At 38.5% G+C, this 26,354-nt stretch carries 18 protein-coding genes; all 18 read right to left on the bottom strand.

Features of this window, described 5'->3' with window-relative positions; translation table 11 throughout:
* Nucleotides 1-138: 138 nt before the first annotated feature.
* The 18 genes from H0184_RS17010 to H0184_RS17095 all read right to left on the bottom strand — a co-directional run bounded on the left by H0184_RS17010 (nt 139) and on the right by H0184_RS17095 (nt 26,246).
* Nucleotides 139-1,896, bottom strand: a complete 1,758-nt coding sequence (locus H0184_RS17010) for a sensor histidine kinase (RefSeq protein ID WP_221827225.1) — start codon at nt 1,894-1,896, stop codon at nt 139-141.
* A gap of 14 nt (nt 1,897-1,910) precedes the next feature.
* On the bottom strand, nt 1,911-3,428 hold the full coding sequence (locus tag H0184_RS17015) for a response regulator transcription factor (RefSeq protein ID WP_221827226.1): 1,518 nt from the start codon (nt 3,426-3,428) through the stop codon (nt 1,911-1,913).
* Nucleotides 3,429-4,046: 618 nt separating this feature from the next.
* Nucleotides 4,047-5,912 carry a DUF2264 domain-containing protein gene (locus H0184_RS17020; RefSeq protein WP_221827227.1) on the bottom strand — a complete coding sequence of 622 codons (1,866 nt, stop codon included), beginning with the start codon at nt 5,910-5,912 and terminating at the stop codon, nt 4,047-4,049.
* Between the two features lie 17 nt (nt 5,913-5,929).
* Nucleotides 5,930-7,054 carry a glycoside hydrolase family 88 protein gene (locus H0184_RS17025; protein WP_221827228.1) on the bottom strand — a complete coding sequence of 375 codons (1,125 nt, stop codon included), beginning with the start codon at nt 7,052-7,054 and terminating at the stop codon, nt 5,930-5,932.
* A 14-nt stretch (nt 7,055-7,068) separates the two neighbouring features.
* Nucleotides 7,069-8,895, bottom strand: coding sequence for a heparinase II/III family protein (locus H0184_RS17030; RefSeq protein WP_221827229.1), 1,827 nt, complete (start codon nt 8,893-8,895; stop codon nt 7,069-7,071).
* A gap of 14 nt (nt 8,896-8,909) precedes the next feature.
* Nucleotides 8,910-9,743: a carbohydrate ABC transporter permease gene (locus tag H0184_RS17035; RefSeq protein WP_221827230.1), complete on the bottom strand. Its 834-nt coding sequence runs from the start codon at nt 9,741-9,743 to the stop codon at nt 8,910-8,912.
* A 12-nt stretch (nt 9,744-9,755) separates the two neighbouring features.
* Nucleotides 9,756-10,700, bottom strand: a complete 945-nt coding sequence (locus H0184_RS17040; protein WP_221827231.1) for a carbohydrate ABC transporter permease — start codon at nt 10,698-10,700, stop codon at nt 9,756-9,758.
* Between the two features lie 363 nt (nt 10,701-11,063).
* A complete protein-coding gene (locus H0184_RS17045) occupies nt 11,064-12,677 on the bottom strand; it encodes a response regulator (RefSeq protein WP_221827232.1) in 1,614 nt (537 codons plus the stop codon).
* Nucleotides 12,655-14,487, bottom strand: a complete 1,833-nt coding sequence (locus tag H0184_RS17050; RefSeq protein WP_221827233.1) for a sensor histidine kinase — start codon at nt 14,485-14,487, stop codon at nt 12,655-12,657. The genes H0184_RS17045 and H0184_RS17050 overlap by 23 nt, the downstream gene beginning before the upstream one ends.
* Nucleotides 14,488-14,580: 93 nt before the next feature.
* Nucleotides 14,581-15,933, bottom strand: a complete 1,353-nt coding sequence (locus tag H0184_RS17055; RefSeq protein ID WP_221827234.1) for an ABC transporter substrate-binding protein — start codon at nt 15,931-15,933, stop codon at nt 14,581-14,583.
* 101 nt (nt 15,934-16,034) lie between these two features.
* Nucleotides 16,035-16,676, bottom strand: a complete 642-nt coding sequence (locus tag H0184_RS17060) for a YesL family protein (RefSeq protein ID WP_221827235.1) — start codon at nt 16,674-16,676, stop codon at nt 16,035-16,037.
* A 156-nt stretch (nt 16,677-16,832) separates the two neighbouring features.
* Nucleotides 16,833-18,245: a sigma-54 interaction domain-containing protein gene (locus H0184_RS17065; protein WP_221827236.1), complete on the bottom strand. Its 1,413-nt coding sequence runs from the start codon at nt 18,243-18,245 to the stop codon at nt 16,833-16,835.
* A 115-nt stretch (nt 18,246-18,360) separates the two neighbouring features.
* A complete protein-coding gene (locus H0184_RS17070; RefSeq protein ID WP_221827237.1) occupies nt 18,361-19,137 on the bottom strand; it encodes a 3-hydroxybutyrate dehydrogenase in 777 nt (258 codons plus the stop codon).
* 53 nt (nt 19,138-19,190) lie between these two features.
* On the bottom strand, nt 19,191-20,627 hold the full coding sequence (locus tag H0184_RS17075) for a GntP family permease (RefSeq protein WP_221827238.1): 1,437 nt from the start codon (nt 20,625-20,627) through the stop codon (nt 19,191-19,193).
* A 292-nt stretch (nt 20,628-20,919) separates the two neighbouring features.
* A complete protein-coding gene (locus H0184_RS17080; RefSeq protein ID WP_260631641.1) occupies nt 20,920-21,576 on the bottom strand; it encodes a 3-oxoacid CoA-transferase subunit B in 657 nt (218 codons plus the stop codon).
* Nucleotides 21,577-21,579: 3 nt separating this feature from the next.
* Nucleotides 21,580-22,236 carry an acetate CoA-transferase subunit alpha gene (gene atoD / locus H0184_RS17085; protein WP_221827239.1) on the bottom strand — a complete coding sequence of 219 codons (657 nt, stop codon included), beginning with the start codon at nt 22,234-22,236 and terminating at the stop codon, nt 21,580-21,582.
* A gap of 134 nt (nt 22,237-22,370) precedes the next feature.
* A complete protein-coding gene (locus H0184_RS17090; RefSeq protein ID WP_221827240.1) occupies nt 22,371-23,996 on the bottom strand; it encodes an ATP-binding protein in 1,626 nt (541 codons plus the stop codon).
* A gap of 141 nt (nt 23,997-24,137) precedes the next feature.
* Complete coding sequence (locus H0184_RS17095) at nt 24,138-26,246, bottom strand: MMPL family transporter (RefSeq protein WP_221827241.1); 2,109 nt, start codon at nt 26,244-26,246, stop codon at nt 24,138-24,140.
* Between the last annotated feature and the right edge of the window lie 108 nt (nt 26,247-26,354).

Here is a 26,354-nt window from a genome sequence, read left to right on the forward strand (position 1 = left end):
CGCTGTCCGCCTTACATTTCTTATGTTAGCACCAGCCCGGGGTTAACTGTTAGGACGATATTTCTATCATTTTGTACTATTTTCAGATAAATGGTTCCGTTTACATTTACAGATTTGTACTTTCTTTAGATACTTGGATTATTTTTGAATGGGAAGTATTATCCGGACCTTTGTCCCTTCTCCCAGGGTGCTTGATATGGTTACTCCATACTCTTCTCCATAAATTAGCTGAATACGCTCATGCACGTTTCGTACACCAATACCTGAAAAATGCTGCTGTTTACGCTTCGTGTCTGGAAGTGTGTTATCCTCTGAAACTTCCATTCCATCACCATTATCAATAACCTCACAAGTAAGGGTATTCCCGTCCTGCCAGACTAAGACATTAATATAACCTGACGGCTTACGGATAAATCCATGGAAAAAGGAGTTCTCCATAAAAGGCTGAAGAATCAGTTTTGGTATCTCCAAATCCATACAATCAGGCGTGACAAAATAGTTTACCTTAATCCGGTCACCATAGCGCTTCTGATTAATTAATACGTAATTCTTTAAATTATCAATTTCCTGCTTAACAGTTATGGTTTCACTAACATTGCCTATCGTGTTCTGAAGCAAAGAAATCAATGCATTAATGGTCGCTTCACTCTCTTCTTTACCGCCTTGTTGGACCATAAATTTAATGGATGTCAGTGTATTGTATAAAAAGTGCGGGTTAATTTGCTGCTGCAGGGCAGCAAGTTCAGCGTTCCGCTGATTTTTTTGTGAGACGACAAGCTGGTCCACATACTCATGAAGTTCATCAAGCATCGAGTTAAATGCATGCCCGATTTGCTTTGTTTCATATGTACCCGAAACAGTTACATACTTGTCAAATTCGTGCTTAGAAGTACTTCCAATTTGCTTTACCAGCTTTGATAATGAATTGGTCATTCTTCTTGAGGCGAAGAACACAATGATCAGTGCCACAAAGACTATCCCCATTGAAATAAGCACAATCTTCTTCTTATCGATTAGTGTGCCGAATACTGTTTCTTTATCGATGATATTAAACATGTACATTTCGAGGGATGGCAGAAACTCCATCAAGATAATTTGTTCTTTTCCCAAAAAGTTTTTAACCAAGTAATCTTTTGGTTCAGACACTATTTCATCGGCATACTGAAGCAGCTCCTCTGACTTTTCACCGATTAGCTTTGTCCGATCACTCGACATAATAACCCCAGATTTGTTTACTAAGAAAACATGATTACCAGGACTCGTGTAGTTGGAGTAAAACTCTCTAAATTCATTTTCTTTAATCGCGAAATACATCGTTCCATAGCCAATTCCAGATGTTCGTTCCATTAACGCTTTCGAAGTGACTATGTAATTTCCATCCTCTTTATCAGGACGCACATCGTATTGGTACATCAATCGCTTAGGTTCTTTAAGCGTATTCTTGAATATGTTACCCGACTTCAACTCATCATCAGTAATAGGCCAATAGGTCCGGTCAGTCGAGTAAATAATTCCATTTGTACCCGTGACGATGATACTTGTTTCGTAAGTGTCCACACTGGACTCTATTCGATTCATCTGTTGACCCAGCGTAAAATAAGCATTCAAGCGCTGTACATTGGAACTCTCTTCTGTAAGAATTCTCTTAATGGTGCCGCTCTGCAATAACTTGTTAGATGCGACAACGACCGAATAATTATAGGTCTCAAAGCTATCTTTCACCTGATCCATTACTTTCGCATTCGTAATACTGAACTTCTCAAAAAAGAATTGTTCTGACATCCGAATCGTAGTCCACGTTATCGTGATAGAAACGGTGATAATGATGATAACACTAATCAGAAACATGGTGATAAATAAGTTGTTATGTCTAAACCGTTCAGGAATTAATCTCATCTTGATACCATCTCTTATCTCGTGTTTTGTTTTCTTCTATATTGGCTTGGTGAAAGGCCCGTAATTTTTTTAAACACTTTGCAAAAATAACTGTGATCGGAATAACCAACCATACCGCTGATTTCGGAAATCGTTGCCCTTCCCTCAACAAGAAGCTTTGATGCTTCTTCTATTCGAATCCGATTTAAATATTCAATAAAACCTTCAGTATTATGAGTTGAAAAATAACTTGATAAATAGGAAGGATTAAAATGAAAATGCTTGGCCACATCTGTAAGGGTCAGCGGCTCCGCATAATGTTCCTTGATGAATTCCAACAGCTTTTTCATATTCTGATTGTCGAGAGGATTTTGGGAAGAAGAAATACATTGTTTCGCTTCCTGAATAAACTTATCCAATTGACCTTTTACCTCTTTAGAAGTTTGTGCTTCTTCAATCGATTTAAAATATGAATACTTCGCATGATCCAATTCCTTTACATCGTACTCCATGTTTCCAAGGAGAATCGTAGTATTAAAGACAATGTTCCCGATAAATGCCTTATATTCGTATACATCTAATGTGTAACATTCAGAGAGTTTTGTTACATGTTCCTGAAGATAGTTAAAAGCTGCGTCAAAGTTTCTCCGTTTAAATTCGTCTGTAAACCAATCCAAATTAAATCCTTCGACTGCCGGCTCTTGATTAGGCAAGTTCTGTTTCATTAAAAGGTGCTGCTCAGAAAAATAAAAACGATAATTTAAAAGTTTTATCAGACTTTCTTTGTAAATGACTCCCAACTGAGAAAACTCCGTGAAGGTTTCAGTAAGAACAAAGCCATAGCTCTCATTTGACTCTCCGAGCTGCTTAGCAAATTTAATAAAATCAGAAAAATCATCCCCGTTTACAAGGACAATATTTGTGTCGTAATAAAAGGAGTAATTCTCTTGTCCGAACTCCGCTTCAATTTTCCCCTTAATATGTTTAGGAAGTTCACTTTCCCCACTCTTTAACACAACACCCATTAAGGAAAATTTACGATAAGGAAACACTTCAGAAAGCTTCTCGACATCATAATTAACTTCATAGCCTGAAATCAATTTCTGTATTATTTGCCCAACAGAAAGGTCCACTGAAGCATGGTTGTCCATCATTTGAAGTGACGGAATTCGGTCAGCTGCCGCCTTCAATGCTTTTAACAGTCCTATTGCATCCAGCTTAGGCTTAAGAATATAATCAATCACTCCACTTTGGAAGGTAGAGCGGACATAATCAAAGTCCCCAAAACTACTGAGGATAATCACTTCAATCTGCGGATAACGCTCCTTTACAATTCTCGTTAACTCTTCACCGTCCATAATCGGCATTACGATATCTGTTAGTATGATATGTGGATGTTTCATCTCAATTATTTCAAGTGCTTCTACACCGTTCGAGGCTTCTCCAACAATTTCGAAACCTTCTTGTTCCCAATTTAAGTAATGCTTAATACCCTGTCTAATTAATTGTTCATCGTCAACAATAAGTACTCTTCCCAGCTCCCCAACTGTCAAAGCCTATCCCTCCAGATGGTGAATATTTTGATACATCCTATTCTATATAGTTTTTTCAATTTGGGAAAGGTTGAAGATATTACCTAGTGAAGGTTTATAGCACACGCTGACAGAAGGATTTGTCCTTCATTCGGGGTCTTGAGGACTAATCGTTCACGCCTGCAGAAGGATTTGTCCTTCATACGGGGTCTTAAGGACAAATCGTTCACGCCTGCAGAAGGATTTGTCCTTCATACGGGGTCTTGAGGACTAATCGTTCACGCCTGCAGAAGGATTTGTCCTTCATACGGGGTCTTAAGGACAAATCCTTCACGCCTGCAGAAGGATTTGTCCTTCATACGGGGCCTTGAGGACTAATCGTTCACGCCTACAGAAGGATTTGTCCTTCATACGGGGTCTTGAGGACAAATCGTTCATGCCTACAGAAGGATTTGTCCTTCATTCAGGGTCTTAAGGACAAATCGTTCACGCCGATAGAAGGATTTGTCCTTCATCGGATTCTTGGTCACATTCGTAAGAAAACGCGGTGCAATGTTAGAATTATAAAATGGCTGTCGAGACTTTATCGACAGCCTGAGTAGACACCCATTACAGTACCTTTTTAGCATATTTTCGGTGTTATGTTGTAACTGCTTCTTTTGGAATGACCACTTTTTGTGCCCCATGTGTAATTATAATTTCATCATCATATAAATCGACATGGGGTACTCTATCCCATTGGCTTAAGTTATTCTCACTTATTGGTTCTCCAAACACAGCGTTTACCAGCCAGTGTCTGCCAGGCTTTAAACTGCCTTTTACTGTTGGGATCACCGTTCTTGGATTTATGAGATTCGTATTTGCATTTGCATAGACTAAATCTGGCTGACCTTGTCCATAAATGGTTACAACGCCGCTCGCTCCCCAAGGTAATCTCGCTAATCCTTCTTGCTTATTTAGAATGACCTCAGCCTTTTGGCCTTTATATTCCTTATTTTCCATTCCTAATGCAAATCCGCCGTCTGCGTAATCGAGGCTTCGGCCATTCTCAATACAATGAATTCGAACATGCCATGGTGCTCCTGCGACAAGCCACGTTTTAATATCGACATCGTCGAAAGGTTTCCACTGGGTGTAGATGACATTTTCTGAAACACTAAAGTCTACACATGTTTTTTTACCTCTAAAAAGATTGTCTCCCTCACTAACCGCTAACATGGAATCAAAGGCACCTTGTGAGAGTCCCCAATCCGCTTTTGGCACACTAAAACCAAATAGATTAGAGTAAGCAAATTTTTCATATTTGGCGGCTGCATGCGGATGTTCATTGGTATGCTTATACCCAGCATTAAATGCAACCGTATGACCTCGTTCTTCCTGCCTGCATAAAATGAACCGCGGATATTTTTGAACAACTCTCTCCTTTAATAACGGAAGGGGCTTTTCCTCTGCCTGCCAAAATGGGTGTTCCTGAGGCAGTGCTGCCAATAAGAAGGTTTTAAGCGCCCAATAAGGTGAACCAGGAGCATTGTAGTTTTCTGCCATCACCAAATTTGGATAACAATAACCAATCGTTAGCAGCCCATTGGTGTCGAATATAGGCTGTTTAAACCACCAGCGAAGGTTTCTCAAAATGAGTCCCTTCATTTCGCCTAGCGTAAAAGGTTCAACACCAGCATAAACGAGCGCGCTCCAAAAGGCAGATTGTGAGAATCGATAAGCTAGACTTCTGCCATATGGCAGTGCTGATCCATCCTTTGAAAACCAATAGATAAAATCCTTAGCAAACAAGGCTGCCCTGTTTCTATACTTCTCTGCCCTTTCAGGATCGTCCTTTTCCATTAGTTTTGCATAAAACAAGCTATAAAAATGAATCGCAAAAGGAACATAATAGTCACAATGAGCCTCTGTTCCATCAGCGTACCAGCCTTCGTCTAAATAAAATTCATCGATTCTCTCAAGATTCTTTTCTATCTTTTCCCGATCATAGGGTAATCCTGCTGCTTTAAAACCGAGGTTAACCATCACAGGGAAGAACAGCCAATTACAATCATAAACGCTGATTTGGTTAATTTGATTCAGCCATGTAAAGAGGTTTTCTTTCTCAAAATCATTAAGCGGAGCCCAAACTTTTTCAGGAATGAGTGCAAGAGCATAGCCAAATGCCGCCATTTCTACAGCACGCTGATCATAGTCTGTGATTTCACCCCAATATTCCTCATGAGAAGGATTTGTACCGTTCTTGATTCCTTCCAAGCAAAGATCATAAATCTCGGAGTTTTCTCCTCCTGCCAATAAAGGAACAATTCCCCAAAGCACCCTGGAGAAACCTTCAAAACCCGCTATATCATCGGAGTAACTTGCACCTGTGCTTCCTACTTCTACATGAGCCCTTCCCTTGCTGTAATAATGGTTCAAAGGCTCGACTATTTGTTTTACTGCCTTTATTAAATCTTCTCGAGATTGGAGTGGATTCTTTTGAATGTGCAAATCAACTTTTAGCATACTAGGGTACCTGCCTTCTACCAGAATAATTCCTTGTAACCTTTTAATCTAGCAAGCCCTTCGACAAAATAATAATCACCGTAAATCAACGGATTCTTCATAAACTTCTGTTCAGGGAAGTGACTTGTTCCTTCTAGAACCAGCCCTTCTTCCGTTCCTTCCCAGTCACCATAATTTTTGTAAAGTGATTCAAGGATTCTTTCTCCCGCTCTTTGATAAATGGGAGCCTCCGTTACGTTCACTTTGTCTGCTAGTAAAAGCAGACCACAAGCTGCAATGGCACCTGCAGAAGAGTCTCTTGGAGAATCAACATCAGCAGGAAGAAGGAAATCCCAATGCGGAACATAATCCTCTGGTAAATGGGAGACAAAGAAATGCGCGACCCTTTTCGCACACTCCAAATATTTAGTTTCTCCCGTATAGTGGTAGCTCAAGGTTAAACCATAAATCGCCCATGCGTTTCCTCTTGACCATGCAGAATCAGGACTATACCCTTGCCCGCCAAGCGCTTCAATTCTTTCCCCGCTATCTGGATCAAAACGAACAATATGATGGACGGCTCCATCACTTCGAACGAAGTGGTTTAATACCATTTCTGCATGTCTTTTAGCCACACCCTTGAACCTGGGGTCACCTGTTTCTTCAGATGCCCAATAAAGAAGAGGCAGGTTCATCATGCAGTCGATAATTGCCACGCCGCTGTTGTCTTCCCCTACAGTCCAAGGATTCCAAGCACGTATGTAATTTCCATTCACATTAAATCGGCCCATTAAGAGATTGGCTGCGAGTAAAGCACGCCTTTTCGAATTCTCATCACCTAGAAGTTTATAGTGAGCTACGCTTGTCAATGTCCACATAAAGCCCATATCATGGTCTAAGCGGTAATAGTCATGTTGAACAGCATCAAGTTTTTCTTCACATTCAACTGCAATCATCTTTAGTTCTTCGTTTTTACTTTCACGATATAATTGCCAAAGTAATCCTGGCCAAAACCCAGCTGTCCACCAATATGGCTCCGCCAGAACATATTGACCATTTTCACTGGCGTGCGGAAAATTTGCCCCTATTCTTTTGCTTGTTCTTTCTACTTTTTCATTAACTTTCTGCCAGGCTTCATTTACCCATAGCGGTTGTTCTGTCATTGTCTCCACCCTATCTATTCAAATTGGAATACGAACTCTACCTTACTTTCTTTAACGGGATTCAACAGTGTAAAGTCGAGCGCAAAGTTCTCTTCTATATTCCCGAAATGATTGATAAAATTTAACCTCTTTACTTCCAAATATAGCAGTCTGCTGTCATATTGAATACGCAGCCTCTGTTTTCCTTCCAGGATCACTTCATTATTTTCTTCGGTTATCTTCAAAGCTGGAGTAATGAATCTTTCCATGATTGATACAGGCTGGTCACTGAAAGAATAGGTATCCTCTACGATCAGCTTTGGCAGATCCTTTTTCACCCATGAAAACTTTCGAGTTAAACCTTGAAGAATTTCTACTTCATATGCTTTTGAGAAATCTAATTCAAAGACATCTTCTTCGCTGCTTACATCGGCCCGAAGAATCCCAGCCTCTCTTGATGAACCGTTTTCCTGAAATTGATGATTAATAATAGGGACTGAGTGCCCCTGGGATCCATTACATAAAAATGTATAACGTTTCTCACTAAAATAGTCTTTATTATATAAACCGCTGCCCAAATCCTTAAGGAATACTTCATTGTTTCCTTGGAGAATAAAATGACCAATATCATTATGATTGTGTGGTTCGTTATTGTTTCCACCTTTTGCAGCAAAAGAGAAGCTGCCTAATTTTGTTTGGTGGCGAGAAATAAACCATTGCGAATCCTTGAAATAGCTGCTTCCATTCCCCCATGGCTTCTCAGGAAGTGTTTCATCAAACCATATAAGGTTACGGATTGCTGGTGCCCATCTGCCGCAATGATCTGCAGTGAATGAAGCACGAAGTTTTCTTTCCGGAATTTCAAAGTCCTTATAAACCTTACTTAAATAATGACTTAAGCCTAAAAATACAGAAGCGGTTGGATTTGCATCCGAAAAGTTGACCACAAGATTCTCACTTAGAAAACATCTTTGTTGGAACAAAGCAATTTTGTGGACCTTTTCACTAGTAAATAAATCCAGCTTCCCAACTGTTTTCTTTTTTAATAAATCTGCAAAATAGACGTAATATCCAAAGCCATATTGCCAATAACCAAAGCCTTCAAGGCAGACACCATCGTCGTTGAAGCCCTTTAAATAACATTCCATGGCAGGCAGGACCTTTTCTAAAATAACAGAGAGTTCCTTAGAATCTTGGATTAGATGCATAGCAGCTGCACCGATGGACCCTGCACATACCGCCGCCCAGTTGTGTTCCTGTGTTTCCCATTCATATTTCGTTGTATGGAAGGGATGAAACACCCGTTTATACACTTCTACATAAATACGCTTACGTATTAAAGGATCTAAAAATTCTTCCGTAAGCTTAAGAATCTCTGCTAAGGCAAAGGCTGTTTCAGCGGAAAATAAATCAATACTATAATGTTCGAAACTGTGTCTTTCGAGTGAGCAGCTGATACTCGTGGATGTTTCAAAGCTATTTTTTAAATGCGCAGGCAGACACCAGGAATACTCATTACAAATAGACCAAATTGTATTTTCTAGTGCTGCAGCATATTCCTTGTTCTCTGATTCTAGCAAAACCATTATGGCAAAGGTCGTAAGCCGATGTCTTTTTTGAAAATAAACCTTTTCAAACTCAAGCCTCGAACCATTTTCTTTAAATAACCTGAATAAGGAATAGTTCAACTCTTGCTCTTCTTCCTGCAGCAGCCGTTCTCCCTCGACACGTATCTCTTCAAAAAGAAGAGTAAATTCAGGATTAGTACTAGCGTCTCTCCACCATTTTGCTTTTTCTTTTGTACTAGAGAATAATAGTGAAGCATCAGAAACTAGCAAGTTATTTAAGTCATTTGAAATCAATGATTCTACCTCCCTTACCCTTTGACTCCTCCTAATGCAATCCCTTCAATTACCTGTTTTTGACCGATAATAAATACAATAACTAAAGGAAGAATGGCAGATACGGCGGCAGCCATGATTAAGGAGTAGAACTCACCATTAATGGTTGTAAATTTCTGCATAGCAATCTGTATCGTTAATAAACTGTCCGTACGTAAGAAAATAAGCGGATTTTGATAGTCATTCCACGTCCAAATGAAACGAAGAATACCATATGTCGCAATGGCCGGTTTAACGATTGGCAGCGCAATCGACCAAAAGATTCTCCAGTGGCCCGCACCATCAATTTTTGCTGCTTCAATATAATCGTTATGAATGCTCATAAAAAATTGTCTTAACATAAACGTACCAAGAACACTAAAGCTTCCAAGCAGGATTAGTCCAAAGTGACTGTCAAATAAGCCAATCTTTCGGAATAAAATGAACTGCGGTACAAGAATCGCTTGAGGCGGCACCATATACGTTGCAAGTACAATCATAAAAAGGAACTTTCCAAACGGAAACTTAACTTTTGAAAACCCATAGGCAGCAAGAGCAGATACAACCACTGAAACGCAAGTCGTAATAACGGTTACTTTTATTGTATTCCAGTAGTAGACATAGAATGGATAGTCACCAAACCATACTTCCTTATAGTTGTTAAAACCATTCGATCTTTCCGGAATCCATTGAATAGGAAATTTAAAAACATCTGCTTCAATTTTAAAAGATGTTGAAAGCATCCACACAAATGGTAAAAGGAACAATACGCTGCAGACAAGCATAACTACAGTAATAATACTTTTTTTAATCAATATTGAATTTGCCATTGTTTCCCCTCCTTAGTAATTCACCCATTTTTTCTGTCCAATCCATTGGAAAACCGTAATTCCGAATACCACGATGAATAGGACGACAGCCATGGCAGAAGCATAGCCAATCTTCAGGTTCACGAAAGCTGTATCATATAAATTCCAAACAATCATGGAGGTAGAGTTCATTGGTCCACCTTTTGTTAATACAGCAATCAAGTCAAAAACCTTAAAGGTAGAAATGATGCCGGTAATAAATAAAAAGAAGGAAGTCGGCGAAATTAGCGGTAAAGTAATATTTCTGAATTTCACCCATGCATTAGCTCCATCAATATCAGCTGCTTCATACAAATCTCTTGGAATTGACTGTAAACCCGCAAGATAGATAATCATATTAAAACCAATAGAAATCCATATTTGGATAATCATGATTGAAATGAGCGCAAAGTTAGGATCTGCAATCCACAATGGCGGATTTTTGATTCCTAATGACATTAATACTTGGTTAATTGGGCCAGCAGATGGGTGGAATAATACCTGCCAAACTACTGCTATCGCCACAACACTTGAGATATATGGCATGAAGAAGGCTACTTTGAAAAAGCCCTTCATATAAACATTTTTATCAATTGTAATCGCTATCAATAGTGAGATTGCCATACAAATAGGTACGGTTAAAACGAAGATGGCATTGTTTCGCAATGATTTTAAGAAAACAGCATCTTCAAATAATCTTGTGAAGTTATCAAATCCAACCCACTTTAACTGGGAAAGGGGGGTGATGAAGCTCCAGTCTGCAAAGCTTAGAGCAAATGTTGCAAATATGGGCAGCAGTACAAGGATTGAAACACCTATGAGCATCGGGGATACAAAAAACAGGCCAACTAAATTTTCATTTTTTTCTTTGATGATTTTATTCTTTCCTGCATCTTTTACAACCTTTACAGGTGTGGTGAGTTCTGTTTTAACACTCATTTGATTCACCTCAATTTTTAGTATATTTTTATTATAAAATAGTAGTAGATTTCTTTATTAACGGTATTTTGTTATATATAACTACAATTTTGACTTCTTATAAAGCAGGCTGTGTTAACTGGTCAGTTGATTGGAACTCCAGGCACTTCGCTTTCCGCGGGCGACCGCCGAGCCTCCTCGACACTGCGTGTCTGTGGGGTCTCGCCTGTCTCGCTTCTCCCGCAGGAGTCTTCGTGCCTTCCGCTCCAATCAACTGAGTGCCAAATCAACATATAGCTTTAACACAGCCAAAATAGAAAAAGCCCAGTACCTTTGTGGTCTGGACTTAAATTAAAACTAAATCTATTTGTAGTAAATTAATTACTATGATTTACCGCTTCTGTATTCGATGGGTGTGACTCCTGCGTAGTTTTTGAAGATTTTTATGAAGTAGCTTTGGTTATCGTAGCCCAGCCGTTCGCATATTTTTCCTACTGAGTCGGCTGTTTGTTCGAGTAGTTCTTTTGCTCTGTTGATTTTCATTTTGGTTACGTACTCAACAAAGGTTTCTCCTACTTCTTTTTTGAACAAGCGGCTGAAATAGCTTGGGTTTAAATATAAGTAGCTTGAAACCTCATCCAAGGAAATTTTCTTTTCGATATTCATACTTACATATTTAAAGGCGTCGAGAATTTCTTTGCGTTTTGTTTGTTCATAAACTTCTTTAACAAATGATAGGATGTATTTAAAATAATTCAACAGCCATGTTCTCAGTTCATCCAAAAACTGAATTTCAAAAATCTCGTTATGCATATACTCAATACTTTGCTGCGAACGAAATAATTGTAAGGCATGCAGTTTTATCCTTAAATCTAATAATAATTTTAATACCCAATCCTTCACCAACTCAGGGGGAAATTGTTTTTCTTCCAGAATGACAACCCATTTATTAACATACTCTGTTATCCTAGCCTCATCCCTAAGCATAATGAGCTCTCTCATTTCAGCAGCCGCTTCATCATATCTAGAAAATAAATCCTCCGTTGGTGCGTCCTGCTGTTCCTTCCGCTCAATGATGGTGCCCGGCTTCATATAAAAACGCTGATGACTGCAATGTAACAGCTGTAATAATTCCTGCTTAAACTCTTGCATACTTGTGCAGCCATCACCTGTTATAAAGGATAGCGAAACGTTTAGAGAGCGTTTTAATGCATGTTGAATTCTTTTCATACTTTCACTTACTTCAGCAAGCGCATTCCTTTTTAAAACTAAGGAAGAAGGGAAAAAGAAAAATAGTTCCTTTACTCCATGCTGGAAGTGGATTGTACCTGGGCAGCACCGTTCAATCTCCTCTGTTACAACATTATTAATCGCAAAATTCAACGTATCCTCTGATAAATATTGCTCTTTTACAATGTTGTAATGATGAATCATAGCCAAGGATCCAATATATCCACTTTGTTCTAGATGAAGGCCAATGGAATCTGCCTCTGCCAGCCAGATAATCTCATTAATATCTGGCTGCTCAATTGTTTTTTTAATGAACCTTTCTTTGACACTTTCTTTATTTCGATCCAGCATATTCTGAACTTGAAGATGATGGATCATTCTATCATTTTGTTCATCCAGTGTATCCTTGAATTTCTTGATTAATTTACGTAAATCATCTGGATCAAAGGTATCCTTGACTAAGTAGTCCTGAACTTGTAGTTTTAATGCCTGCTGTGCGTAGGCAAAATCTGCATGGCAGGATAAAATAGCAACCATTAAGTCCGGATTTTGGGTTTTTAGTTTTTTTGTTAATTCAATCCCATTCATCTTAGGCATACCAATATCGGTTATTAATATATCAGGCATTTCACTCATTGCTTTTTCAAAGGCACTGGCACCATTTTCATGTGTACTTTGAAGTGATACACCCAGCTGTTCCCACTCTATCGTTTCAGATAACAGCTGTAATACTGGATAATCATCGTCAACTAGCATTACTTTGTACATCAGAATTATTGCCCCCTTTTTGAATCGTCATTATTACCTTTGTCCCCTCACCAGGCAAACTTTCTATGTCCATCCTAAAAGAGCCCCCAAAAGTTATAAACATTCGTTCATATACATTGGATAACCCCAAGGAAGAGAATCCTTTGTTATTAGCTTTATGACTATTTTCTGTACCAATTGACTGTATTAACTTTCTTTTTAATTGATCCAAGGAAGCGTTGTCCATGCCCTGCCCATTATCTTCGATTATAATCACCAGTTGATTTCCCCGTAATTCCGTTCTTAATACGATTATTCCTGCGCTTTGATTAAGACCGTGAATAATTGAATTCTCAATAATAGGCTGCAGGATAAAGCGAGGAATCTGCAATGCATACGCTTCTTCATGTACAGCTATTTCAACCTTAACTTGTTCTTTTTGCCTCATGTTCATAATGTTAATATAATCTTGGACAATTTGGACTTCTTCACGAAAGCTAATGACTTCTTTATTTTTATCAATGGTCATTCTCAATAATTTTGACAACGAACTAATCATATTTGCGCTTTCTTTATCCCCTTTTACTAGAACCTTCATTCGAATGGAATTAAGGACATTAAATAGGAAATGAGGATTTATTTGTGCTTGCAGCATATCAAGCTCTGCTTTTCTTTTTCTTTCCTGTGTATCTGTTATTTCGTAAATCATTTCATTCACGCGGTCTAGCATATGGTCAAATGATTCAGCCAGTTTACCCACCTCATCCCTGCCCCGCAGGCGGGAACGAATGGCCAGATTTCCTCGTTTAACAGCTTCTGCTATTTTCCCTAAGTGGACAAGTGGTTTCGTAATCGTTCTCAATAAAGACGCCATTAGGATAAGAAAAATAGTGAATGATACTATTTGTACCGTAAATACTTTACTAAATATTGAATTAATTTGTGTGATAGCTTGTTTATAAGGAACAAGGGACACAAGCTTCCAGCCCGTGAATGAGATATCGTGTTCAGCAATCAAGTAATCCTTATCTGAAACTTTGAAAATATTTGAGGAGTTATTCTTTGTAAGCTGTTCACTATATTGAAATGGTTCACCGATTTTTAAATGGTCACGGTGCGAGAGGATATTATTTGATGAATCCAGGATCATCATTTCCTCATTACCCTTCATATTCTCAAATATTTGGTTGATCTTTGTTTCCATAATTGTAACAATCACGTACCCATAAATCCCTAAGTTGCCATCTCTCAATGTTCTAGCAACGGAAATTTGATATGGGTTATTACTTTTCTCGGATCTAAACACGGTTGGTTTACTTTCAATCCAAATGGATTCATAACCCTGTAATCTATTTAACTTCTCAAACCATTTTTCTTGGACCATCCTGCTTGGGTCATAATCATATGTAGAGTAATTTTTGTATGATTTACCATTCTTTAAAAGGATGGTAACATATGATTTTTCCCCTACTAGTGTAATATTTTCAATCGTTTTATTGATTTTACTATCATCCATATAACTTTGGTAACCTGTACCATCCTCGGTCGTTCTTAGAGCTTTTTCTTTTAAAATGGTATTCATTTCCGCATCTAGCTGAACAAAGTTGGTAATGTAGAGCATATCTTCTAAGAGCTTCTCCACATATTCATTGGCAATGGTAAGCTCCCGATTGGCATTGGATAACGCCTGGTCCTTCAACGTGTCTTTCGTTAAATAGTTATAGATAGATAACGAGATTGTCGCTGGTATGATTAAACAAATGATAGAAATAAAAATTACCTTAAATCGAAAAGAATGGGGCGCTAAACTACGCTTTTTCCCCTCTCTCATATGCAAATCACCCTTTTAATAGAAAGATGGGGTTGTAATCAATTACAACCCCTTTTCTTTCCATTATTCTATTATTCTGTGATGATGTCTATACTATTTGTTGCTGTCAATAATTTCCTGGAATCGTTTTTGGGAGGCTTTAATAGTTGCATCGATATCCTGCTCACCAAAGATTAGCTTTTCGTATTCCTCATTGATTACTTTGTAAAGCTCAGACTGATAAGAAACCGGTGAAATGATTTTAGATGATTTTGCATTTGTTAAAACATTTACTAGAGAATCTTTATCAACCTTCTCAGGATTTTTTGTTCCACTAAGAATCTTGTCGATGATACTTGTTAATTCACTATCACTTACTTTATTCCATGAAGGGATATTTTTTCCTTGAACAATTTGCCCTTCAGTTGTGTACCAGCGAATGAATTTATATGCTGCTTCTTTATTCTCAGAAGTATTTGCAACGGACATAAAGTCTGTCGTTACTGGTGTATACCCGCCTTCATCGCCGCTTTCATTTTTCGGATATGGAGCAACTGCTACATCAAATTCTAATGGGAATTGATCTGTTCCGCCAAGTTCAGTATTCATCCAGCTGCCGATTAGGATTGAACTTGCGTCCTGCCCAAAGAACTGGTTACGGTAATGAAGTTTTTGAGATAAGATATCTGTGTAAGGAACAGCAGACTTATCTTCTTTCTCCATTTGTAATCTTAGCTCAAGAGTCTTTTTGAATAACGGATTGTCAAGATTCGATTTACCATCAGCAGTTGTAAACTCAGTATTATCGGCTTCACTAGCTAATGCAAGTTTCATGAACTCCATCCAGCCGCCGCCTTGTGGTCCGTGGAAGTATGTTCCATAATGATCTTTTGTTGTCATAGCCTTTGCATATTCCGCAAATTCATCCCATGTCCAATCCTTTGGTACCTCAAGACCAGCTTCAGTCAAGTGGTTTTTATTAAGAAGAACATACCATGGGTTGAACTTTCCAGGTAATGCATAATACTTTCCATCGATCTGTGTATCAACTTTGTATTCCTCTGTAACTTTGTAAGCTTCCTCTTTAATGAATTCATCAATCGGTGCAACCATACCCATGCTTACACGCTGTGCATAACTTGCAGGGTCACTGAACATAAGAACGTCTAATTGTTCTCCAGATGCTGCCGCCAGGTCAAGCTTTTTAAGTGCTTCTTGTGTATCTCCCTTTTCACTAAGGATGACTAATTCTACTTTGATGTTAGGGTACTTTTCTTCAAATGCTGCGATAGTGCTTTTCCAGTTATAGGAAGCTTCGTTTCCATGAGTGTGGAATTTAATTGTAACCTTTTCGTCCTTCTTTGGTTCTGACGATGTTTTCTCCTCACTTCCACTGCCGGAGCAGCCAGCTAGGACTAAACAAAACAGCATAGTAAAGATTAATAACGACCAAATCTTTCTCTTCATTGCCTTTCCCCCTCAATGTTTTTCCTATCAATTATTTGAAAACCCTTACAACAAAAGTTTAACAAATTCAAATTTAAGACTAATACCATTAAATTTACTCATTATAATACTTTTTTGACTACTACATTAAAATCCCTGGCTATTTTTACAAATAGTAAATTAGATATATACATGAGAGCTAAGCTTAAACCGCTTCCAAAGAAGAGAATTCCGACACCATTGAAGAAAATACTGATGGCTGACACACAAATGGCTGCAGAGATCATCACCATCGTATACAGCGGATAGGATATTCCGAGTAAAAAAGCTGTTTTAATATATTGCAATGTTTTATATTCATATTGAACATATACCGGGAAAATAAATAACGTGATAACGAGAAAAAGGAAAACAACACCTATTAAGCAGCCCATTAGAATCGGGTACAGTGATCCCTGCAAGGAGCTGATTAACCGCCAATCTAAGTATAAAATAATACCAATTCCTGCTAATATGAATCCTAAAGAATTTGCCTTCCAAAACTCTTTTTTGTATGTTTCCCAGTACGTTGTAAAGACTGATAAATCACTTTCGCCCATTATCCATTTACGAATGAGGGTGAACATTGCCACTGTAGCCGGCGCAGCCCCAAGTACAAACAAACCAAGAATCATAAAAAGCAGCCATAAGAGGTTAATATAAGCTAATCGTGTAATCCACTGGCAGATACCTAATAATTTCCCCATCCAATCTGTTGATTCCATAACTGGTTTTCTCCCCCCTGTTACTACATGTTCCTTTATTTTAATAGAAATAATTTTATTTGTTTAACTATTTTTTTGACCACTTTAGCAAAAATCTTTACCTCTTACTTTGCGGGCATAAAAAGAGCAGCTTCCGATATAGAAACTGCTTCCATTTCAATTAATATCATATATTTTGCATTTCTCGTAAAATCTTGTTTTTCCAATTTCAAGTAACCTCGCCGCTTCCTGCTTATTTCCATTGGTAATGGACAGAGCATTTTGAATGGCTTGTTTTTCAACTTGGGCAAGGGTTTCTTTTAAGGACTTAATAGGTATGTCTGTCATGTTAATAGATTCTTCCACTTTTGAATTTTTAGGAACACTTCCTGTTTCAATATCGCGCAAATACAATGGCAGGTGGATTAATTCTATTGTATTTCCGTCTAAAACATTGATAGACCTTTCTAGAACATTCTCGAGTTCTCGAATATTCCCTTGCCACTTATGTTGATTAAGCCTTTCTATTACTTCAGTAGAAAGCTTTAACCCTTTACGATAGAATTTTCTTTCTAGCTTTTCTAATAGATTAATGGATATTAGTTCGATATCGCCCCTGCGATCTCTAAGTGGAGGAATTTCTATTTTAATAACGTTTAACCGATAATATAAATCTTGACGAAATGTTCCTTCTTCTACCATACTCTCTAAATCCCGATGTGTAGCTGCTATGATTCGAACGTCCACAGGAATTGACTTTTGAGCGCCTACAGGCAGTATCTCCCGTTCTTGCAAGACTCTTAACAGCTTACTTTGCATCGCAAGCGGCATATCACCAATTTCATCTAGAAAAATGGTTCCACGATTAGCCATTTGAAATTGTCCTTTCTTCCCACCTTTTTTTGCTCCTGTAAAGGCACCCTCATCATAGCCAAATAATTCGGATTCAAGTAAATGTTCTGGAATGGAAGCACAGTTTATTGGGACAAAGGGAAAGGAGGCACGTGTGCTGTTATTGTGAATAGCAGAAGCGAATAATTCCTTACCTGTCCCAGATTCCCCTAGTAATAGGACAGCAGATTGACTGTCAGAAACTCTTTCAGCTAACTTTTTGACAGCTGTGAAGGAAGGACTTTTTCCAATGAGGTTACTAAAGTAATATTTGCTTTTAATATTTTTTCCAGCCTTTGTTTTATAATAATTCACTTCTTCAACGAGATGCTGAATTTTATTTTTGTATAATAACCAATCCTCGGGATTACGAAACATGACTGTTCCAACTGCTCCAACTAATTTATCATCAATAATTAACGGATATCGATTCGCAATCATATCACCGCCGTTAATTGGCTGAAGAGCCACCAGCTCTTTTTGTCCAGTTTTCGCGACGATATGCATTCGTGTGTTTTCAATTACATCCTGAACCGGTTTTCCGATTGCTTTTTCCACCGTAGTTCCTAGAAATTCACAGTAGGCTGAATTGATATAAAGAATAACTCCCTCGGTGTCAACAACGACAATTCGTTCACCCGCAAGATTAATAATCTCTTCGAACCAATGATATGGGATTTTTTCCGTTCCTGTTTTCACACCTTTTCACCCCGTTCGTTTAGCTTGTATACACCCTATTATAACAAAGAGGTTTAGTCATTAACTCTACCTATTGAAAAATCCTGATCGGCAATTCCGACCAGGATCACTACAATTATTGGACAGTATAACCGCCGTCTAGAATAACTGCCTGACCTGTAACTCCTCTTGCCTTTTCACTAGCCAGGAAAGCAGCATAATCAGCAATTTCAGATACTGCTAACAGTCTTTTTTGCGGGACAAGGGTAAGTAAAACATCATCGATTACACGTTCAATGCTTACATTTCTAGTTATGGACAAGTCCTTAAGCTGGTTTCTAACTAGCGGTGTATCAACATACCCCGGGCATAGAGCATTAACCGTGATTCCATGTTCAGCTCCCTCTAATGCAGCAACTTTTGTTAATCCAATCACTCCGTGCTTTGCACTATTGTAGGCGGCCTTACCGGCAAAACCAATCACTCCGTTAATCGATGCCATATTGATGACTCTGCCAAAGCCTTGTTGTTTCATGATTGGGAAGACATGTTTTATCCCTATAAACGGTGCTGTCAGCATAACTTTTATTAGGAACTCAAATTTCTCTGTGGGAAATTCCTCAATTGGAGAAACATACTGAAGTCCAGCATTATTCACTAAAATGTCTATTCTTCCAAACCTGTTATGTGCTGATTCTATTGCATTCTTGAATGCTTCCTCATCCGTGACATCACAAGGAGCAGAGAATGCTTCAAACCCTTGCTCTCTTAGTTCACTCGCAACAATATCGCTTTTTTCTGTATTTAAATCAGAAATGACCACCTTTGCTCCCTCTTGGGCAAAAGTCTTAGCAATTTCTAACCCTATTCCACTTGCAGATCCAGTAATAAAAGCTACTTTGCCTACTAACATGGTTGGACCCTCCTAAAATATCTTTTTACTAATCTAACGTATGTTTCTGAATGTTATACAAGACCTAAGAAAGTATAGATGGCAATAACAAAGAAAACAGCAACCGTTTTAATAATCGTAATCGCAAAAATATCACGATAGGATTGTTTGTGAGTTAATCCTGTAACCGCTAAAAGTGTAATAACTGCACCATTGTGTGGAAGTGTATCCATACCGCCTGACGCCATGGCAACAACACGATGCATGACTTCAGGCGGGATATTGGCTGCCGCAATTGCCTGATTGTATTTATCTGCCATTGCGCCTAGTGCAATACCCATACCTCCAGAGGCTGAACCGGTAACACCTGCTAGTGCACTAGTTGTAACAGCACCGTTTACAAGCGGATTGGTGAAAGTCGTTGAAATTCCATCACTAATTTTTGCGAAGCCTGGAAGTGCCGCAATAACACCGCCAAAACCATATTCAACACTCGTGTTCATCGTTGCCAGCAGTGAGCCGCCAATACTTTGGTTTAGTCCTTCCTTAAATTTATGGGTTACCCGTTTCCAATCATATAAAAGAGATGTAATAATTCCTGCTACTAAAGCCATTTCAATTGCCCAAATGGCAGCACTCGCTGCGACGTCTACTGTGTATGGTAACCCTATAGCTTCAAAATCAAAACCATTTGGATACCATTTCGGTATAAACGTAATGAAGAGTTTATTCGTAACCCCTACTAGAATAAGTGGAACAAATGCTAAAATTTGTCTTAGAACAGATTGGTTTGAAGTTAAATCAGGTGCTCCTTCTTCTTTTTCTTGAATTAAATCTTTTGCTAAAGCAGCGGCATTCTCAGCACCAAAGCCATAATAGCCTTCACCAGCTTTTTCTGCCTTTTTCCTTCTCATTTCCAAGTACAATAAACCAAGTGTTAAGACAAAAATGGCGCCTATGAAACCAAGGATTGGCGCTGCATAAATATCGGTTTTAAAGAAAGCTATTGGAATGACGTTCTGAATTTGTGGCGTTCCTGGTAAGGCATCCATGGTGAATGTGAAAGCACCAAGTGCTATAGTACCGGGAATAAGTCGTTTAGGAATATCCGCTTCTCTAAACATTTGAGCAGCAAATGGATAAATAGCGAATACTGCTACGAATAAGCTGACACCGCTATAGGTTAAGATTGCACCAAGTAAAACAATCGTTAACATGGCGCGTTTTGCACCTAATATACGAACGATGGTTTTCGCAATGGATTCGGCAATCCCTGACATTTCAACTACCTTCCCAAAAATCGCTCCTAGTAGGAAGACTGGGAAGTAGGATTTGATGAATCCTACCATTTTCTCCATAAATACACCCGAGAAGAATGGTAAAACCTGACTTGGATCAATAAATAATACAGCTAAAATTGCACATAATGGAGCGAATAAAATAACTGAAAAACCACGGTAGGCGGCGAACATTAGCAGTCCGAGCGCCAGAAGAATAACTAGTAAATCCATTTAAATCCCCCTATACCTTGTATTTTTGCAAACTTCAAACAAACCACCCCTTAGTAAGCGTTTTCATTTAATGTCTACGTTTATACTAATGCAAGTTCTGTGCCAGCCTAATATAATACCTAAATGATCATAAAATTCCCTCTTATTATACTCATTCAATAATACCAATATATAAAACAAGCAAACATTCATAATTTATATTTCCGGAATTACGGAATATGTTTTGGGGTTAATTCCGCTAATACGGAATATTCCGTTTTTACGGAAAATTATAAATTTTATTATCAATAAACTAGTCAAATAATAGTGTCGGGCTGATTTTAAACGGAGCTTCCGTTTTTTCCTTTACTGTTTCAAGGTTTACACCCTCTTGAAGTTCCTCTAAAACAAGTCCTTCTTCCGTTACACGAAAAACGGCCAGCTCCGTCACGATCAGGTCTACCACACCTTTTCCAGTCAGGGGCAAGCGGCATTCATCTAAAATCTTTGAGGAGCCATTCTTCGCTGTATGCTCCATAGCAACGATGACTTTCTTGGCACCGGTTACTAAGTCCATTGCGCCTCCCATTCCAGGGACCATTTTTCCAGGGACCATCCAGTTTGCAAGGTTTCCCTTCGTATCCGCTTCTAGGCCCCCAAGAACGGTAACATCAACATGTCCACCGCGGATTAACTCAAAGGAAAATACACTATCAAAGAAAGCACCACCAGGAAGTATCCCCGAAGGCTGTCCCCCTGCATTGACCAAATCCGGGTCAATATCACCATCTAAAGGACCAAGTCCGACATAGCCATTTTCTGATTGTAATATCACATTTACGTTATCAGGGAGATAGTTTGGCACCATTGTTGGCAAACCGATACCTAGATTAACCACATCTCCGTCTCTCATTTCCTTTGCCACACGTGCAGCGATAATTTGTTTTGGATTCACTACTGTTTGTACCATTACTTACTGCCTCCTCTGAACATAAATTTTATCCACGAGTATTCCTGGGGTCATAACCTCATCAGGATCAATTTCTCCTACCTCAACTAATTTCTCTACTTGGACAATAACCTGGTCAGCTGCTAAGGCCATAAATGGATTGAAGTTACGAGCAGAGCGGTGGTAAACCAGATTCCCTGACTTATCGGCTTTGTATGCTTTCAGAAGAGCCACTTCTGCACGTAGTGGTTTTTCAAGTAAATACTCCCGTCCATCAACTGTCAGCTTTTCCTTTCCTTCTTCTACAACGGTTCCCACACCTGTCGGAGTTAAAATTCCGCCAAGGCCCGCCCCGCCAGCACGAACACGTTCAGCAAGTGTTCCTTGGGGGACCAGCTCAACCTCCATTTCACCTGCAATCATTTGCCTGCCTGTTTCTGGGTTTGTACCAATATGTGAAGCAATAACTTTTTTAACTCTATGGTTTACAATTAATGGTCCCACTCCACTCCCTATGAAAGCGGTATCATTTGCAATCAATGTAATATCCTTCACGTTTGCTTCAAGTAAGGCGGATACAAGATCTTCTGGTGTACCAACTCCCATAAAGCCCCCTGCCATAATACTCATTCCATCTTTAAAGAACGAAGCAGCTTCATCCAAAGAAATAATTTTATTCACGTAACAACACCTCCTGAAAATTAGGTGAGTTTAATGCTCACACCCTAATTAAATGCAAGAATCGTGCCAAAAGGAAAAGATGAAGCGTGCTTGCATAAAAAAACACTCTCCTAAAAGGAGAGTGCCCCATTTTATTAAAGAGCCAAAGGTAACTTAATTTCAACCAAGGTACCTTGCTGCGCTTTACTTTGATACGTAATACTTCCATGGTGTTGTTTAATTATTTTATTACAGATCATTAACCCAAGTCCGGTCCCTTTTTCTTTTAGGGTATAGAAAGGCTCCCCTAATCGAGGCAGAAGTTCTTCAGGTATTCCACAGCCCTCATCCTTGATAGCAAGAATACATTCACCTTCATCTCCTTTTTGAAGATCAATATGAATAGTACCGCCTTCAGGCATTGCCTCCATTGCATTCTTAAGAATATTAAGCAATACCTGTTTTAATTGATTCTTCTCCCCTGTAATAAAGAATGCCGAATCCTCTACACTTAGGTTAAATTGTATATTTTGCATGATTGCCTGCGGTGAAAGCAGTTCTAACGTATTCTCGACAAGTTCCCTTAAACTCATTCGATGAAGCTGAACTGCCTGTGGTTTTCCAAGAGTAAGCATTTCACTTGTTATGGTTTCAATACGTGCTAGTTCACTGAGAAGCAAGTCATTGATTTCATCTGCTCCGTTTTCCCATTTACTTAGTTGAATAAATCCTTTAATGGTTGTAAGGGGATTTCGAATTTCATGCGCCACACCTGCGGCCAGCTCTCCCACAATGGATAGTTTCTCAGATTGCAATAGAAATTCTTCTGCCTTTTTACGTTCAGAAATGTCACGGCTGATGATGACAATATGTTCAACTTCGCCATTATCACCGCTAACAGGCACACATCTAGATTCGAATTCAATCCAGCGGCCTTGCTTATGGCTGAGTCGAAACTCAAGTGCTTGCGATTCTTTACAATCAAACATTCTATCAATCGTATTTTTAAAAAATTCAACATCATCAGGATGAATGAACCTACATAGCTTTACATCTTCTAGTTCACAATTTTGATATCCTAAAACCATTTCATGGGATGGGGAAAAGTATGTAAGCGTATGCTCTTTATCCATCACCATAATAAGGTCAGAAGTATTCTCTGCAATTAGTCTGTATTTGGATTCACTCGCTTCTACCATCCTATACATGTCAGACAATCTGTTGTTAAGTCTATGCAGCTTAACATACGATTCTATCAATAGGAATCCTAGAATAACTCCTAATATCACAAACAGAATATATTGGATATGAAAGAATGGGTTATCTCTAAATACGTTAAAAACAATTGGGACAGTTATAATATAAATTAGTATATAAGAGCTAGATAGGATAATAGATTTTATAAATGGTGTATATCTCTTAGTAAAGTAATAAATGATAGTAAACCCAATCATCATAGCAGCCCAGCCGCTAATGGCCGTCTCCCAGTGACCGCTTGAGATTAATCTTGCAATCAAACCGAATGATCCAGTAATAATCCCAGCAATCGGTCCCATGTAGGCAAATATCAGTATTATTGGTGCATAGCGGATATCATAAGAATATCCCTGCTCATGTATTGATAGCATGATGAGAATAACAGAAACAATCCCTCCATAGACACCAATCCAAAGACGCGCATGTTTAATGGGCTTATGATTAAAAAAAGAGCGAATTACTAAAGGACTACTTACTAAAAGTGAAAAAATTGAGAGATTTACAATATAATCTAATAAAAACAATGAACTCCCACCCAAATAAATCAAACTTTTCTTTCTATCATAAACCAGAATATTCACTATTACTATATGAAATTTTTTATTTTAAATGGGAGTTAAAACCAGAAAAAAGCACCAAGGATAGGGATCCTTGGCACTTTGTTTTTATTGAGCATCCTTCGCCGCTGCTGGTTTATCCTTTTCAAAGAAAATGATTAACGCTGGTAATAAAATTCCTCGGATAAGGAACGTATCTAACAAAATTCCGACTGCAACGATAAAACCAAATACGAATAATAATTGGATTGGCTGGGTCATCAAGACTGCAAAAGTAGCAGCAAGAATAATTCCAGCCGAAGAAATCACACCACCTGTAGTGGCTACAGCTAATTCAACAGCTTTCTTCACAGGATACTTCTTTCTTTCCTCCATAAACCTAGAAATTAAAATGATATTGTAGTCAATTCCAAGTGCCACTAAAAAGACAAAGGCATAAAGCGGAACACGATTACTAATCGTATCAATATCAAAGAATAAATTGCTTAAAAACATTCCTAAACCTACGGCAGCTAAGAATGAAATTAATATTGTTCCCATCATGTAGATTGGCATCTTAAAGGATTTGGTTAACACAATTAACATCACGAAGATTAACAGTGATTCTAGCAAGACAATGACAATTAGGTCCCGATCATTTGTTGCACGGTCATCCACTTTCTTAGCTGTTTCTCCAGCAAAATGAAGTTCTCCGTCTAAATTACTCTCTGTTACCAATTTATCTGCATTGTCTCTCATTGTTTCCAATGCATCCATCGTTTCTACAGCATAAGGGCTTTCTTTAAAAGTGAGACTATACTGGACTGCCTTTTGATCATTTGTGGTACCAGTCGGTCGCACATTGCTGACAAGATCTTGATCTGCAAGAGTTTCCAGTAATGCTGCCTGCTGTTCAGGCGATATCTCTTCCTTCGCTTCAAACAATACAGTGGTTGCAGCTAAGTCACCTTTTTCAAACTTTTCTTCTAATATTTCATAGCCCTGCCTTGAAGGCATATCCTTCGGAAACGACTTCATCGTATCGAATTCATATTTCAAATTAAACATGTTTAGTGCAGAAGCTAGAAGGATAATTCCAATAACGGACGCTGCTACTATTGGTTTTTTTACGACAAACTTGCCAATTTTACTCCATATTGAATTGGATTTAACACCTTCCTCGCCTACCCTTGGAATCTTAGGCCAGAAGGATTTCCTTCCAAACAATGTAAACAATGCCGGTACTAGGGTAATTGAAGCCAGCATAATCACAAGCATCACTGCTGCAAAAACCGGCGCAAAATTACGATAATCTCCAAACTCAGCGAAGAAAAGGACTAACATGGCTGCTAAAACGGTTCCTCCTGAGAAGAAAACAGGCAAACCAGTTTCTCTCATTGCATGTTTCATCGCATCGTGTTTGCTGTCAAATTTCTTTAACTCCTCACGATAACGGGAGAAGACAAATAAGGAATAATCAATGACTGCTGCAAATAAAAGGATTGTCATAATGGAGAAGGTTTGATTACTAATCAGTAATCCTGCCTTTCCCATCAACCCTAATATCTGATTAACTGCCTGGTAGACAAATGCTGCTGCAAACAGTGGAATTAAAGCTAATAATGGGGAACGGTAAATCACTATTAATAAGACTAGGATTAAGCCCACAGTTGAAAATAACAATACAAAGTCAGCACGTGAAAAGAGGTTGAGGGAATCCACCGCAATTCCTGCCGGACCGGTAGTATATAATGTTAAGTCTGTATCTTTCTTAACAATTCCATCTATTTTCTCTAGTGCTGTCCTAATTTCCTTTGACTCTAGATCTGATTCAAACGTTAGTGGAAGGATTAACGTACTTTGATCTTTAGAGAAAAAGCTTGCTGTCGCTTGTGGCGGCATTTTAGCTAAAGGAACGTATTCTTTTATTCCTTCTACCTGATCAAGTTTTTCCAATAATGGATTTACATCTGATATTTCCACTTTATTGTCGTCAGATTGAAAAACCAATATTGCTGGAATTCCATCATTATTTTTAAAATAGGTATCTACCTTTTCTTGGGCGATAATCGATTTCGCATCGGCAGGTATCGAATCAATACTTGATACCTCATATTCCTTCGCACTTGGAGCGAGGACAGACAGCAATATTGTTACCAATAGCCATATTCCAAGTGTTATCCACATTCCCTTTTTTGAGGTAACTCGATCGGTTAAAGGTTGTAAGAATGAATTCATACTTTTGAGCTCAGCTCCTTCAAAATAATATAAGTGACAACAATGTAACTTTAAATAAAAAATAATTAACACAAGTACACTTTACATTATCTTTCAAAGTTACACTTG

Source organism: Neobacillus niacini, assembly GCF_019749295.1.
GTDB lineage: Bacteria > Bacillota > Bacilli > Bacillales > Cytobacillaceae > Neobacillus > Neobacillus niacini_D.